The organism is Polaromonas sp. JS666, assembly GCF_000013865.1.
Lineage (GTDB): Bacteria > Pseudomonadota > Gammaproteobacteria > Burkholderiales > Burkholderiaceae_C > Polaromonas.
Genome location: NC_007948.1, coordinates 2,833,536 through 2,847,361 on the forward strand (window position 1 = coordinate 2,833,536; position 13,826 = coordinate 2,847,361).

At 61.3% G+C, this 13,826-nt stretch carries 11 protein-coding genes and 2 tRNA genes; 4 read left to right on the forward strand and 9 right to left on the reverse strand.

Features of this window, described 5'->3' with window-relative positions; translation table 11 throughout:
* Nucleotides 1-22: 22 nt before the first annotated feature.
* The 4 genes from frr to rpsB form a co-directional block, all read right to left on the reverse strand.
* A complete protein-coding gene (gene frr / locus BPRO_RS13375) occupies nucleotides 23-583 on the reverse strand; it encodes a ribosome recycling factor (RefSeq protein ID WP_011483606.1) in 561 nt (186 codons plus the stop codon).
* Nucleotides 584-658: 75 nt separating this feature from the next.
* A complete protein-coding gene (gene pyrH, locus BPRO_RS13380; protein ID WP_011483607.1) occupies nucleotides 659-1,369 on the reverse strand; it encodes a UMP kinase in 711 nt (236 codons plus the stop codon).
* Between the two features lie 63 nt (nucleotides 1,370-1,432).
* Entirely contained in the window at nucleotides 1,433-2,347 is a 915-nt protein-coding gene (gene tsf / locus BPRO_RS13385) for a translation elongation factor Ts (protein ID WP_011483608.1), read from the reverse strand.
* A gap of 123 nt (nucleotides 2,348-2,470) precedes the next feature.
* Nucleotides 2,471-3,223 (reverse strand): 30S ribosomal protein S2, encoded by a 753-nt coding sequence (gene rpsB, locus BPRO_RS13390; RefSeq protein ID WP_011483609.1) that lies wholly within the window; start codon nucleotides 3,221-3,223, stop codon nucleotides 2,471-2,473.
* Nucleotides 3,224-3,409: 186 nt separating this feature from the next.
* On the opposite strand from rpsB, the gene BPRO_RS13395 reads away from it, so the two are divergent.
* From BPRO_RS13395 to BPRO_RS13405, 3 genes are all read left to right on the forward strand, one after another.
* Entirely contained in the window at nucleotides 3,410-4,783 is a 1,374-nt protein-coding gene (locus tag BPRO_RS13395; RefSeq protein ID WP_011483610.1) for an amidase, read from the forward strand.
* Nucleotides 4,784-4,910: 127 nt separating this feature from the next.
* Nucleotides 4,911-6,170, forward strand: coding sequence for a D-amino acid dehydrogenase (locus BPRO_RS13400; protein ID WP_011483611.1), 1,260 nt, complete (start codon nucleotides 4,911-4,913; stop codon nucleotides 6,168-6,170).
* 112 nt (nucleotides 6,171-6,282) lie between these two features.
* Complete coding sequence (locus tag BPRO_RS13405) at nucleotides 6,283-7,830, forward strand: bifunctional ADP-dependent NAD(P)H-hydrate dehydratase/NAD(P)H-hydrate epimerase (protein ID WP_041389775.1); 1,548 nt, start codon at nucleotides 6,283-6,285, stop codon at nucleotides 7,828-7,830.
* On the opposite strand, the gene BPRO_RS13410 is transcribed toward BPRO_RS13405, so the two are convergent.
* Together BPRO_RS13410 and rnr are read right to left on the reverse strand one after the other, a co-directional pair.
* A complete protein-coding gene (locus BPRO_RS13410; protein ID WP_011483613.1) occupies nucleotides 7,827-8,396 on the reverse strand; it encodes a YggT family protein in 570 nt (189 codons plus the stop codon). The genes BPRO_RS13405 and BPRO_RS13410 overlap by 4 nt on opposite strands.
* A 42-nt stretch (nucleotides 8,397-8,438) precedes the next feature.
* Complete coding sequence (gene rnr, locus BPRO_RS13415) at nucleotides 8,439-10,802, reverse strand: ribonuclease R (RefSeq protein WP_041389777.1); 2,364 nt, start codon at nucleotides 10,800-10,802, stop codon at nucleotides 8,439-8,441.
* 369 nt (nucleotides 10,803-11,171) lie between these two features.
* On the opposite strand from rnr, the gene BPRO_RS13420 reads away from it, so the two are divergent.
* Nucleotides 11,172-11,256, forward strand: a tRNA-Leu gene (locus tag BPRO_RS13420).
* Nucleotides 11,257-11,476: 220 nt separating this feature from the next.
* Here BPRO_RS13420 and rimO read toward each other — a convergent pair.
* From rimO to BPRO_RS13435, 3 genes are all read right to left on the reverse strand, one after another.
* The gene (gene rimO / locus BPRO_RS13425) at nucleotides 11,477-12,886 is read right to left on the reverse strand and encodes a 30S ribosomal protein S12 methylthiotransferase RimO (RefSeq protein ID WP_011483615.1); all 1,410 of its coding nucleotides are present in this window, start codon (nucleotides 12,884-12,886) and stop codon (nucleotides 11,477-11,479) included.
* Nucleotides 12,887-12,972: 86 nt separating this feature from the next.
* The gene (gene phaR / locus BPRO_RS13430) at nucleotides 12,973-13,590 is read right to left on the reverse strand and encodes a polyhydroxyalkanoate synthesis repressor PhaR (protein ID WP_198140930.1); all 618 of its coding nucleotides are present in this window, start codon (nucleotides 13,588-13,590) and stop codon (nucleotides 12,973-12,975) included.
* Between the two features lie 152 nt (nucleotides 13,591-13,742).
* A tRNA-Val gene (locus BPRO_RS13435) sits at nucleotides 13,743-13,819 on the reverse strand.
* Nucleotides 13,820-13,826: the final 7 nt, after the last annotated feature.

A 13,826-nucleotide genomic window follows, 5' to 3' on the forward strand; every position in this document is an offset into this window, starting at 1 on the left:
GTTCAGGCCAGACGGGATGGCGTCAAACCGCCATGATGTCTTGTTCCTTGCCGGCGACCAGTTTGTCAACCTCGGCAATGAAACGGTCCGTGAACTTCTGGATTTCATCCTGCGCACGGCGCTCGTCATCCTCTGAAACCAATTTTTCCTTGAGCAGCTTCTTGACGCCCTCATTGGCATCCCGGCGCAAGTTGCGAACGGCCACTTTGGCATGCTCGCCCTCTGCCCTGACGACTTTGGTGAGTTCCTTGCGGCGCTCTTCGGTCATGGCAGGCATCGGGACGCGAATCAGGTCACCTTGGGCCGCGGGGTTGAGCCCGAGGTCTGAGTCGCGGATGGCCTTTTCGATTTTGGCGCCCATGCCTTTTTCCCATGGCGAAACGCTGATGGTGCGGGCATCCAGCAGAGACACATTGGCCACCTGGCTGATGGGCACCATGGAGCCGTAGTAGTCCACGTGAACGGTGTCCAGCAAGCCAGGGTTGGCGCGGCCGGTACGGATTTTCGTCAGGCTGTTTTTAAACGAATCCACCGACTGCTGCATTTTTTGCTCTGCATTCTGCTTCACTTCAACAATGCTCATGGTCGAATCTCCGGATTGTTATCTGCAAAAAGTCCAAGAAATATGAAAACACGGCCGATGGCCGGGGAGCCGGAATCAAACGTGAACCAGGGTTCCTTCGTCCTCACCCTGCACCACGCGTTTGAGCGCTCCGTGCTTGAAAATACTAAAAACCTTGATCGGCAGCTTCTGGTCGCGGCACAGGGCAAACGCTGTAGCGTCCATGACTTCGAGGTTCTTGCCCATCGCCTCATCAAAAGTGATGTTGGTGTAGCGCGTTGCGCGTGGATCCTTCTTCGGATCCGCCGTGTACACGCCATCGACTTTGGTCGCCTTCAGGACGATTTCAGCCCCGATTTCGGCACCGCGCAGCGCAGCGGCCGTGTCGGTCGTAAAGAAAGGATTGCCTGTGCCGGCCGCGAAAATGACGACCTTGCCTTCTTCCAGGTACTGCAGCGCCTTGGGCCGCACATAAGGTTCGACCACGCGCTCGATGCCAATGGCCGACATGACGCGGGCAATCAGGCCCGCCTTGTCCATGGTGTCGCCCAGAGCCAGCGCGTTCATCACGGTCGCCAGCATACCCATGTAGTCGGCAGTCGCCCGGTCCATGCCGACCGAGCCACCCGCCACGCCGCGGAAGATGTTGCCGCCGCCGATCACCACCGCCACCTGGACGCCCATGCGGGTGACCTCGGCAATTTCTTCCACCATGCGCACGATGGTGGCGTGGTTGATGCCAAAGGCATCATCCCCCATCAAGGCCTCACCTGACAGTTTTAACAAGATCCGCTTGTAGGCTGGCATGTGAGGGCTCTCCGTAATTGGGTTGATCTGAAGTTTAGCGGCCTTCCGGCAGGGCTGAGTTGCTTAGGCTGCTTTGGCTGCAGCTATCTGGGCCGCAACTTCGGCAGCAAAATCGTCCGCCTTTTTCTCGATGCCCTCGCCCACCACGTACAGCGTGAAGGACTTGACCGTTGTGGCGCGCTCCTTGAGCATCTGCTCAACCGTCTGCTTGTCGTTCTTGACAAAGCTCTGGTTATACAGGCTGACTTCTTTCAGGTACTTCTGCACGCCGCCATCGATACGCTTGGCAACAATTTCAGCGGACTGAACCGGCTTGCCTTCGGCCTGGGCCTTGGCCGCATCTTCAGCCGCCTTGGCAGCCGCCACCGAACGCTCCTTGGCGACCAGGTCAGCGGGAACATCCGCGCTGGACAGGGACACCGGCTTCATCGCGGCCACATGCATGGCAACGTCCTTGGCGGCCGTTTCGTCACCGTCAAACTCGACCACCACGCCAATGCGCGTGCCGTGCAGGTACGAGGCCAGCTTGCTGCCGGCAAAACGCTTGAAACGGCGCACGCTCATGTTCTCGCCGATCTTGCCGATCAGGCCCTTGCGCACGTCTTCCACCGTCGGGCCAAAACCGTCGAGCGACAGGGCCATGGCGCCAATGGCATCCACATCAGCCGGATTGTTCTTGACGATGCCCTCAGCCACGGCCTTGGTAAACGCCAGGAAGCTGTCGTTCTTGGTCACGAAGTCGGTTTCGCAGTTGATCTCGACCAGCGCACCAATACCGCCTTCGCTGTGATAGGCGATCACGCCTTCAGCGGTCACGCGGGAAGCGGCCTTACCGGCCTTGTTGCCCAGCTTGACGCGCAGGATTTCTTCGGCTTTTTCGAAGTTGCCGTCGGCTTCGGTCAGTGCTTTTTTGCACTCCATCATGGGAGCGTCGGTTTTGGCGCGCAGTTCAGCGACCATGCTTGCAGTAATTGCCATTTTGATTCTCCGTTTGTCGTGTTGACAGGGATGCGGCGACAAAGCCACACCCTTTTTGATGCTTAAGTTGTGAAAAAGGGGCTACGCGAGCCCCTTTTTCGCGTCTGGCGCAGCGCCGAACTATCAGTTCGCTGCGTTTTCCACTTCCACAAACTCATCAGAGCTCTCGGCGGAGACCGCCTTGACAACGTCGTTGACGGCGTTGGCACGGCCTTCGAGGATTGCATCGGCGATGCCGCGGGCATACAGGGCCACAGCCTTGGACGAGTCGTCGTTGCCGGGGATCACGTAGTCGATGCCAATCGGGGAATGGTTGGAGTCAACCACGCCGATCAGCGGGATGCCCAGCTTCTTGGCTTCCAGGATCGCGATTTTGTGGAAGCCCACGTCGATCACGAAAATGGCGTCTGGCAGGGCGTTCATGTCCTGAATGCCGCCAATGTCTTTTTCCAGCTTTTCAATTTCGCGCTTGAAGGTCAGCTGCTCTTTCTTGCTAATGGAATCAAGGCCGGCTTCTTGCTGGGCCTTCATTTCCTTCAGACGCTTGATCGAGGTCTTGACCGTCTTGAAGTTGGTCAGCATGCCGCCCAGCCAGCGCTGGTCAACGTAAGGAACACCGGCACGCTTGGCCTCGGTGGCGACGATTTCGCGGGCCTGGCGCTTGGTGCCAACCATCAGGATGGTGCCGCGGTTGGCGGACAGCTGCTTGGCGAATTTCATCGCATCCTGGAACATCGGCAGCGATTTTTCCAGGTTGATGATGTGAATACGGTTGCGATGGCCAAAAATGTAGGGGGCCATCTTGGGATTCCAGAAGCGGGTTTGGTGACCAAAGTGGACGCCAGCTTCCAGCATTTCACGCATGCTTGTCGACATATAAAACTCCAAAGGTTGTGTCTAAAATCAGCGCTTATCGCCCGTAACATCTCTTTTTTTCGAGATCTTCCGGGCAACACCTTGAGTGGCTGATTTGCGATTGACTTTGCGAACAACAAAATCGTCATTTGCAAAGCCTGTCGAGTATAACACTCTCCTGCCCCGCCCTCTTACCCACTCACCCAGATGCACACCTCCAGCGCTCTTCCCGCCAACATTCACGTCACGCGCCACGCCCTGAGAACGGGCCAGGCCAGCCCATCGGAAATCGTCGAGCGCGCCACCAGCATCGCCCAAAGCGAGGTCTGCCGGTATGTATTCATGCCAGGCAGCCTTGCAGCCAGCCCGTTTTTGACCGCCAAAACACCCCAGGCCGAGCCTGTTGGAGCGGCCTTCAATGACCCGGCTCTGCCCCTGGCCGGCATTCCCGTGTCGATCAAGGACCTGTTTGACGTGGCCGGCCAGACCACCGCCGCCGGCTCGACCGTGCTCGCCAACGCCCGGCCCGCCGCCGAAGACTGCCCCGCCGTTGCGCGGTTGCGAGCGGCAGGTGCCGTGATTGCCGGCCGCACCAATATGGTGGAATTTGCCTTCTCGGGCGTGGGCATCAACCCGCATTACGGCACCCCTGTCAATCCGGCAGACACCGCCACAGAGCGGATCCCGGGCGGCTCCTCGTCAGGCGCCGCCGTGTCGGTTGCCACAGGGGCCGCCATGGTGGGGCTTGGGTCAGACACGGGCGGTTCAATCCGCATCCCGGCGGCGCTGTGCGGCATTGTGGGTTTTAAAAGCACGGCGCGTCTGGTGCCAACCAGCGGCGCCGTGCCGCTGTCCACCAGCCTGGACACGGTATGCGCTCTGACGCGTTCAGTAAGCGACGCAATCACCGTGCATGAGGTACTGGCGGCGCGCACCGTGACTCTGGCTGGCAAGCCCCTGTCCGCCTGCCGGCTCGCGGTGGCCCGCACCCAGATGCAGGATGGCCTGGACAGCACCGTCGCCAGTGCGTTCGAGCGGAGCCTGCGCGTGTTGCGCCAGGCCGGTGCGCGCATCGAGGAAATCGCACTCGAAGAAATCAACGAACTGCCTGCCATCAATGCGACCGGGGGACTCTCGGCTGCCGAGAGCTATGCCTGGCACCGCACGCTGATCGCCGCGCACCAGGCCGAGTACGACCCCCGGGTAGCGCTGCGCATCCTGCGTGGCGCCCAGATGAGCGCGGCCGACTACATTGACCTTGTCGCCGCCCGCCGGCAATGGATCGTCCGCATGGAAGCCCGGCTGGGCGGCTTTGACGCAGTACTCTCCCCCACCGTGCCCCTCGTCGCACCGGCAATCGCCAGTGCGCTGCACGATGACGAGGAATTCTTCCGGGTCAATGGGCTTTTGCTCCGCAATACGGCCGTGGTCAACATGCTCGACGGTTGCGCGATTTCGCTGCCTTGCCATACGCCCGGCCAGTTGCCGGTCGGCCTGATGCTCTGGCACGCAGCACTGCACGACGACCCGGTGCTGGACCTGGCGCTGCAGGTCGAAGCGGCCCTGGCTGGTTCACTGTAAAAACAGTCGCTGGCTGGCCCCGCTATATTGGGCTTGCAACCCGCTTTACCGATAAAACAATGCACACCAAGATTTCCCGCTACCCCATCGCCATCACCATTGCCTGTGCTGTCCACGGCATGTCCGCATGAGGGTGGCTGTCATCGGTGCCGGCATCATCGGCATCACCACCGCCTATGAACTGGCGGCAGACGGCCACGAGGTGACCGTTATTGAACGCCGGAGCGCCGCGGCAGAGGAAACCAGCTTCGCCAACGCCGGTGTCGTGGCGCCGGGGTATGTCACCCCCTGGGCCGCACCCGGCATGCCGGGCAAGGTCATCAGCTACCTCTTCAGCCGCCACGCGCCCGTCAAGCTCGGCCTGCCGCTTTCGCGCCGCGACATCGCCTGGATGTGGAAGTGGTCTCGTGCCTGCAAACTGGAAAGTTACCTGGCCAACCGCGCGCGGCTGCAGCGCCTGGCGTTTTACAGCCGCGAAAGGTTGCATCAGCTCACGGAGGAGCTGAAGCTCGAATACGACGGCAGCCCCGGATACATGGTGCTGCTTCGCTCTGAAAAAGACAGCAAGCTGGTGCAGCCTGGTCTGCAGATGCTGCGCGAGGCCGGCGTGGCGTTCAGGGAAATCGGTGCTCACGAGGTGCGCCAGATCGAACCCGCGCTCAACCCTGACACCGCTTTTCTGGGCGCGGTGCATCTGCCCGACGATGAAGTTGCCAATTGCCGGCAGTTTGCCCTGCTGCTGAAGAACGAAGCCCAGCGCATCGGCGTGGATTTCGTATTCAACACTGCGGTAGCCCGCTTGGATACTACCCAGCCAGCTACGCTTTTCTTAGCAGGAGACAACACACCGTATCGCTTTGACTCCGTCGTCATGTGCGCCGGCCTGGACTCCGCTGAGCTTCTTCGACCGCTTGGCCTGAACATTCCGATGACTGCCGTCTATGGATACTCCATTAGCGCGCCTATCCGTGAGCCGCTCAATGCGCCGCGCAGCGCGCTGATGGACGAGCGCTACAAAGTGGCGATTTCCCGCCTGGGCAACCGCGTGCGCGTGGCTGGCAGTGCCGAAATCGGCGGCTCGCTCGATCACAAGCGAGCATCCTCCATCCAGACCCTGTACAAAGTGCTGCAAGACTGGTTTCCCGGTGCGGCCCAGCTCTCCAACAAGGGGGCCAGCGTGCAGGAATGGAAAGGCGCCAGGCCGATGCTGCCCGACGGCCCGCCCATCATCGGCGACAGCGGCATTTCCGGCCTCTGGCTCAACCTGGGCCATGGCTCCAGCGGCTGGGCACTCAGCTGCGGCAGCGCGCGGGCGCTGGCAGACCTGATGGCGGGCAGGCCCGCAGACATCGACATGCAAGGACTGGACATCAGCCGCCTGGGCTGAACGCGCAGAACGGCCAGCGCCTGTTCTTGCCGGCTCCTTCTGTCTGAAAGTATCAGCCAGGAACGCCATAAGACCGCACAATCATCCGATGCACCATCTGATGCACCATTCGATGCAGAAAATCACCAACGCCGTCAGCCAGCCGCTTTACAGCGTGGCAGCCACCCGCGAGCTTGAATTGCACGCAGCGGCCGGCCTGCCCCCGCACACGCTGATGCAGCGGGCGGGCCTCGCGGTGGCCCGCCTCGCACTGGCGCTGGCTCCGCATGCGCGGCGCATCTGGATCGCCTGCGGACCCGGCAACAACGGTGGCGACGGCTTCGAAGCCGCCCTGCACCTGCACCAGTGGGGCAAGACGGTGGTCGTCACCTGGACCGGCCTGCCGCCCGGAAAAACCAGCCTGCCGGCGGATGCCGATGCCTCCCGCCAGCGGGCCCTTGCGGCAGGCGTTCCGATGTCGGCTCAGCCCCCGGAGGATTTTGATTTCTGCATCGATGCCCTGCTGGGTATTGGCGCCCGGCTGGAGCCGGCTCGCGCGGGCACGGGCTCGATGCAGCAATGGCTGGATGCGATGCAAGCCAGCGCCGCACCGCGGCTGGCCGTGGATGTACCGACCGGGCTGGATGCTGATACGGGCACCACAAACGCTGCAAAACCAATAGCACACGGCTCGCGTTTCACCACGGAAAATGATCTTTTTACCTTGAGTCTTTTGACACTGAAGCCAGGCCTGTTCACCGCCAGCGGGCGCGACCTGGCCGGCCAGGTCTGGTTTGATGATCTGGGGGTTGCAGCCAACCCCTCACTGGCGACAGTGCCTGACGCCTGGCTTCTGGGCGCGGATCGGGTGGCGCGATCCGCGCGAGCGGGTGCGGCCCACGCCAGCCACAAGGGCAGCTTTGGTGATGTCGCCGTCGTGGGTGGTGAATCCGCCTCCGGCAGGCATATGACGGGCGCCGCCCTGCTGGCCGCCCGAGCGGCACTGCATGCGGGCGCCGGCCGAGTGTATGTGGCTCTGCTCACCGGCGTCGGTGAGGCCTCCCTGAATGTCGATCCGGCGCAGCCAGAACTCATGTTCCGCAGCCCCGAAGCGCTGAACCTGAAGCAGCAGGTCGTGGTGTGCGGGTGCGGCGGCGGAGAAGCGGTCAAGACCGTCCTGCCCAAAATACTGTCAGCCGCCCCGCGGGTGGTGCTGGATGCCGACGCGCTCAATGCAATTGCCGCAGACCCACAACTGCAAACCCAGCTGAAGGCGCGCCATTACCGCGGGCTCGGCACGGTGCTGACACCTCATCCGCTGGAGGCCGCGCGCTTGCTTGGCACAACAACCCCTGACGTGCAGGCCGACCGCCTTGCAACGGCCCGGCAACTGGCCAGCCGGTTTCAGTGTGTCGTGGTACTCAAGGGCTCGGGCAGTGTCATCGCCGTACCGGGCCAGCCACCCTGCATCAACGCCAGCGGCAACGCCTTGCTGGCCACACCGGGCACCGGCGATGTGCTGGCAGGCATGATCGGAGCCGCCATGGCAGGCGGACAAGGTCCTTTTGAGGCGGCCTGCAGCGCGGTGTTTGCCCATGGAAACCTGGCCGACGCATGGGCCACCCGCCAGCCGGGCGTGACGCTGACTGCGTCGACGCTGGCGGGCAACGCCCGCTGCTAGACCAGCACCATCAAGCCGATTTGCAGTACCAGCAGCAGTACCAGTGCTGACAGGTCCAACCCACCGACGGTAGGAATCACACGCCGCAGCGGCGTTAACAGCGGCTCGGCAAGGCGGGCCAGCAAGCCATAAGCCGGTGAGCCGGGCTGGATCCAGGACATGATGGCATAGCCCAGTACCAGGATAAACAGCGTCTGCAACGCCACCCGGATCAGCATCTTCAACGCAAACGCCAGCAGGCTCACAAAGGCCGCGGGCCCCAACGCAGAGGCCCAGGAGGTCGCGCCAAGCACCACACCAAACAGCAGCCCCCACAACAGGGCGTAGCCCAGCGCCAACACGGCGGCGGCCAGCACACTCGCCCAGTCCACCCGGGACCGGGTCAGCGCCTTGGGCAGCGCACGCCGCAGCGGTTTGACCAGCCAGTCCGTCACCGCCATGACAAAGCTGCCCGGCTGCGCGCTCATGTTGACCCTCACCCAGTTCATCCAGGCGCGCAAGAGCGCAGCGGCGATCAGCAGGAAGAAAAATGTCTCAAGCAGGAAGTCCAGAATGCGGATCAGCATAAATTTTCAGGCAAGCCAAGAGGATTAAAAAAGCCGAAAACGTCAGCGGCGAGGCTTTTTTCCCTGCTTCCGACTGGCACTGCCGGCCGATTTTTTCACCGCAGCCTTGAGCGCCTGAATCGGCGATTCGGGTGTCCTGTCGGCGCCTCGGTCCGTGACGGCGTCTCGCCTTGCGGTCCCGCTACCCGTACCGCGGCCGCCGGAGCGCGCCTCGGAGCGTTTTCCTGCGCCCTTGCCTGCACGCTGCCCCCCGGCCTTGCGCGAAGAAGTACCCCGCTCCTGCGCCGGCAACTCCCCGGAATGGCCGCCGGTCTTGTCCTTCATGGCACGGCCCAGCAACGCTTCGCCCTCATGCACCAGGCGGAAATCGATCTTGCGGCCGTCCAGGTCGACCCGGCTGACCTGCACCCGCACCCGCGTGCCAATCGCGTAGCGGATGCCGGTGCGCTCACCGCGCAGTTCCTGCCGGGCCTCGTCAAAGCGAAAGTACTCGCCGCCGAGCTCGGTGATGTGCACCAGGCCTTCCACATACATGGCGTCCAGCGTGACAAAGATGCCAAAACCCGTTGCCGCCGTCACCACGCCGCCAAACTCCTCGCCCAGATGCTCGCGCATGTACTTGCACTTGAGCCAGGCTTCAACGTCGCGGCTGGCCTCGTCGGCACGCCGCTCGTTGGCGCTGCAGTGCAGGCCGGCAGCCTGCCAGGCCAGCTGGTCAGCACTGATTTTTTTGGGCTTTTCCGACGGATCCCTGACACGGGAGGCCAGCCGCTTGGACAGCTTGGCCTCGGCCTCGCCCGGTGTGGGCAATACCGGCAGCTGGTATTTGGACTTGGTCAGCGCTGCCTTGATCACGCGGTGCACCAGCAGGTCGGGGTAACGACGGATGGGGCTGGTGAAGTGGGTATAGGCCTCATAGGCCAGGCCAAAATGGCCGCTGTTGATCGGTGTGTAAATAGCCTGCTGCATGGAGCGCAGCAGCATGGAATGGATCTGCTGCGCATCGGGCCGGTCTTTGGTCGCAACGGCAATCTGCTGGAACTCACCGGGCGTCGGCTCCTCGCCAATCGTCATGCCCACGCCCAGCGCCTTGAGGTAGTTGCGCAACATCTCCTTCTTTTCAGGGGTCGGGCCTTCATGCACGCGGTAGAGACCCACATGCTTGCTCTGCTCGATGAAATCGGCCGAGCACACATTCGCCGCCAGCATGGCCTCTTCAATCAGGCGGTGCGCCACGTTGCGGGTGCGCGGCACGATCTTCTCGATACGCCCTGCTTCGTCGCACACGATCTGGGTCTCGGTGGTCTCAAAATCGACGGCGCCGCGCACGCCCCGCTCCTTCAGGAGAGCCTGGTACACATCGTGCAAATTCAGCAAGTGCGGAACCAGTGCCTTGCGTTGCGCCGCCTCGGGGCCGCGCGTGTTGGCCAGAATGGCGGCTACTTCGGTGTAGGTAAGCCGGGCATGGCTGAACATCACGGCCGGGTAAAACTGGTAGGCGTGAACCTCGCCCTTGGCGTTGATCAGCATGTCGCACACCATGCACAGGCGCTCAACATTGGGGTTGAGCGAACACAAGCCGTTCGACAGTTTTTCCGGCAGCATGGGAATCACGCGGCGCGGAAAATACACGCTGGTGGCACGGTCATAGGCATCGATGTCAATGGCGCTGCCGGTTTCCACGTAATGGCTCACGTCTGCAATCGCCACAAGCAGACGCCAGCCCTTGCCACGACCCACTTTGGCAGGCTCGCAATAGACGGCATCGTCAAAATCGCGGGCATCTTCTCCGTCAATGGTTACCAGGGAAATGTCTGTAAGGTCCACGCGGTGTTTTTTATCCGCCGGTCGCACCGCGTCGGGCAGGGTGCGCGCCAGGGCCAATGCTTCGTCGCTGAATTCGTGCGGCACGCCGTATTTGCGCACGGCGATCTCGATCTCCATGCCTGGATCGTCAATTTCACCCAGCACTTCCACCACCCGCCCCACCGGTTGGCCAAACAGTGCCGGCGGTTCGGTCAGTTGCACCACCACGACCTGGCCGCTCTTGGCCGTGCCCGTCGCCCCTTTGGGGATCAGGATATCCTGGCCGTAGCGCTTGTCTTCGGGCGCTACCAGCCAGACACCGCTTTCCTGCAGCAGACGGCCAATGATGGGGTTGGGCGAGCGCTCGATGATTTCGGTGACGCGTCCTTCGGGCCGGTTTTTCCGGTCGTGCCGCACGATGCGTGCCTTGACGCGGTCCTTGTGCAGCACCGCGCGCATTTCGTTGGGCGGCAGGTAAATGTCGGGTTCGCCGTCGTCGCGCAGAACGAAACCGTGGCCGTCGCGGTGGCCGGAAACCGTACCCTCGAATTCAGCGAGGAGTCCGGACGATGCGCCGGAATTTTGATGCGATGTTTTGATAGGAAATCTCTTTTCGTGAAGCGTCACAGGCAACAGCCTACAGCCTAACAGGCGGCAGGCCGTTAAACCGGGCTCTGAAAACCCGTGGACTTGAAGCTGGGTTGGCCATGTCTGAATCCATATTTATGTTTGTATCAGATACTGACCATGATTGATAAAAAGCGGTGCCGTGAAATCGGGATATACCGCTGTAGCAGTGGGAGCCTTGCGACACCGGCATCGTTCGCAGGATTTCATCGGGCTGGCTGGCCGTCTACGGCCCTTGCAATTTGGAAGCACCGAAAAAACGCCGGATTCCCATCTGAAATTTGAAATATTTTCGGGGACCAACTCGATAAGGTGCCGATGTAATGGTACACTGCTTGCTGTGCCCGGGTGGCGGAATTGGTAGACGCGCACGGTTCAGGTCCGTGTATCGCAAGATGTGGAGATTCGAGTTCTCTCCCGGGCACCAAAATTACTCAACGTACGCAAGTACAGCCAAATCAAGGCCACTGTCTCCAGTGGCCTTTTTTGCTTTTTGGCCGCTGCCCGCAATCGCGATTGTCTTCGTGATCGGGCCAATAAAAAGCGCCCGAATCCGAATTCATACGCTATTTTCGTCCGCCATATGGGCACGCAAGCTGGTGCGCATGGGGCGGCTGAAAATCCGCCCCGCTGAAGCGGGAAATGAATCAGACCGGTATGGCCACCAGGTCGTGGCCCTGGGTTCCGACAATACGGGCCCGGGTGAACTCACCCACCTTGAGTGTCTTGCTGATTTTCTCGGGCGGCAGCAGTTTGACCACGCCATCAATCTCGGGCGCGTCCGCATACGAGCGGCCCGTGCCGCCCTTGCGGCCCAAGGCCGGCGCTGAATCGACGAGCACCTGCATCGTGGCGCCGACGCGCTGCTGCAGCTTCAGGCTTGAAACCTCCTCAGCCACGGCCATGAAGCGCGCCCGCCGCTCTTCACGCACCTCCAGCGGCAGCATGCCGGGAATGTCATTGGCGGTAGCGCCCTCCACCGCACTGTAGGCAAAACAGCCTGCACGGTCGATGCGGGCCTCGCGCATGAACTCCAGCAAGTGCGCGAATTCAGCTTCGGTTTCCCCCGGAAAGCCGGCAATAAAGGTACTGCGAATCACAATTTCGGGACAGATCTCGCGCCAGCGTGCAATGCGCTCAAGATTTTTCTCGCCGCTGGCTGGGCGTTTCATGCGCTTCAAAACATCAGGGTGACTGTGCTGCAAAGGCACATCCAGGTAAGGCAGGACCTTGCCGGTGGCCATCAGCGGGAGCACCTCGTCGACGCTGGGGTAAGGGTACACATAGTGCAGGCGAACCCAGGCACCATAGGGCTCGGCAATATCGCCCAGCGCCTGGACCAGTTCCAGCATGCGGGTCTTGACCGGCTTGCCATCCCAGAAACCGGTGCGGTACTTCACATCCACGCCATAGGCGGAGGTGTCCTGGCTGATCACCAGCAGTTCTTTCACGCCCCCTTCAAACAACGCGCGTGCTTCGTTCAGCACATCGCCGATGGGCCGGGACACCAGGTCGCCACGCATGGAAGGGATGATGCAAAAGGTGCAGCGATGGTTGCAGCCTTCGCTGATCTTCAGATAGGCATAGTGCTTCGGTGTGAGCTTGATGCCCGCAATGCCAAACGCATTGGGCACCAGGTCCACAAACGGGTCATGCGGCTTGGGCAAGTTCAGGTGCACCGCATCCATGACCTCTTGCGTGGCGTGCGGGCCGGTCACAGCCAGCACGCTGGGGTGCATCTGGCGCACCAGGTTGCCAGCACCCTCGCCGCCCTTGGCCCCCAGGCAGCCGGTCACGATGACCCTGCCGTTTTCTGCCAGCGCCTCGCCGATGGTGTCCAGGCTTTCCTTGACCGCGTCGTCAATGAAGCCGCAGGTGTTGACGATCACCAGGTCTGCGCCCTCAAAGGTCTTGGACGTCTGATAGCCCTCAGCACTCAATTGTGTGAGTATCAACTCGGAATCGGTCAGCGCCTTGGGGCAGCCCAGGCTGACAAACCCGACACGGGGGGCCGGTTTGGTGGAGATTGCTGTCATCGGGGAAAGTACTTCGCTCATGGCCTCTATTGTCTCAGAGCAGGCAGAGCCGGGAGCGGACAGGGCCGCGATGGCCCTGCATGCACATCAGGCAGAAAATTGAGTGTTCAGCGCTTCAGGCCAAAAGCCGACAACATCTGCTCACTCTGCTTTTGCATTTGCTCTTGCATCTGCGTAAAAACGCTTTTGGACTGCTCGACATAGGTGCCCAGCATGCCCTGCATCATGGGTGACTGCGCATTCAGGAATTGCGCCCATTTTTCCGGGCTCAGTCCCTTGGACTGCTCAGCCATCTTCACTTGCAGATCCATGAAACTCTGGACGTTCTTCTCGAGGTAGGCGCCCATGAAGCTCTGCATTGCATTGCCGTAAAAACGGATGATGTTGGCCAGCACGGCCTCGGTAAACATCGGTGCGCCGCCGGTTTCTTCTTCCAGAATGATCTGCAGAAGGATGCTGCGCGTCAGGTCTTCGTTGTTCTTGGCATCGCGCACCACAAACGGTGCGCTGTCCATCACCAGCTGCCGCACTTCGGTCAGGGTGATGTAGGTTGAGGTTTCGGTGTCGTACAGCCGCCGGTTCGGGTACTTCTTGATGATCCGCGGTGCTGCAGCCTCGACAGCGGCAGCTTTGCCGCTGGTGGCATCGGGAGCGCCGTCCGCAGGGGACGAGCCCAGCGAAGGTGGCACACCCGGTTTCGGGCTGATGGATTTTCTTTTTTGCACTGATTACTCCTCTGAACGACGGCCTGCGTCAAAGCGACAGGGTTCGGTACATTCTAGGAAGTCTGGATATACACAATCCCCTTGGTTTACCCTGTGTAAATAGCGGCACCAAAAAAGTGATGCAGTATTTCCGGGTCAACCTTTTGAAGGATTGGTAGGCGCGATTGGACTCGAACCAACGACCCCCACCATGTCAAGGTGGTGCTCTAACCAGCTGAGCTACGCGCCTAAAAACT

What these genes read in the sequence shown, in the direction of transcription:
- frr (WP_011483606.1), bottom strand. Translation starts at nt 583, where the DNA reads ATGAGCATTGTTGAAGTGAAGCAGAATGCAGAGCAAAAAATGCAGCAG.
- pyrH (WP_011483607.1), bottom strand. Translation starts at nt 1,369, where the DNA reads ATGCCAGCCTACAAGCGGATCTTGTTAAAACTGTCAGGTGAGGCCTTG.
- tsf (WP_011483608.1), bottom strand. Translation starts at nt 2,347, where the DNA reads ATGGCAATTACTGCAAGCATGGTCGCTGAACTGCGCGCCAAAACCGAC.
- rpsB (WP_011483609.1), bottom strand. Translation starts at nt 3,223, where the DNA reads ATGTCGACAAGCATGCGTGAAATGCTGGAAGCTGGCGTCCACTTTGGT.
- BPRO_RS13395 (WP_011483610.1), top strand. Translation starts at nt 3,410, where the DNA reads ATGCACACCTCCAGCGCTCTTCCCGCCAACATTCACGTCACGCGCCAC.
- BPRO_RS13400 (WP_011483611.1), top strand. Translation starts at nt 4,911, where the DNA reads ATGAGGGTGGCTGTCATCGGTGCCGGCATCATCGGCATCACCACCGCC.
- BPRO_RS13405 (WP_041389775.1), top strand. Translation starts at nt 6,283, where the DNA reads ATGCAGAAAATCACCAACGCCGTCAGCCAGCCGCTTTACAGCGTGGCA.
- BPRO_RS13410 (WP_011483613.1), bottom strand. Translation starts at nt 8,396, where the DNA reads ATGCTGATCCGCATTCTGGACTTCCTGCTTGAGACATTTTTCTTCCTG.
- rimO (WP_011483615.1), bottom strand. Translation starts at nt 12,886, where the DNA reads ATGAGCGAAGTACTTTCCCCGATGACAGCAATCTCCACCAAACCGGCC.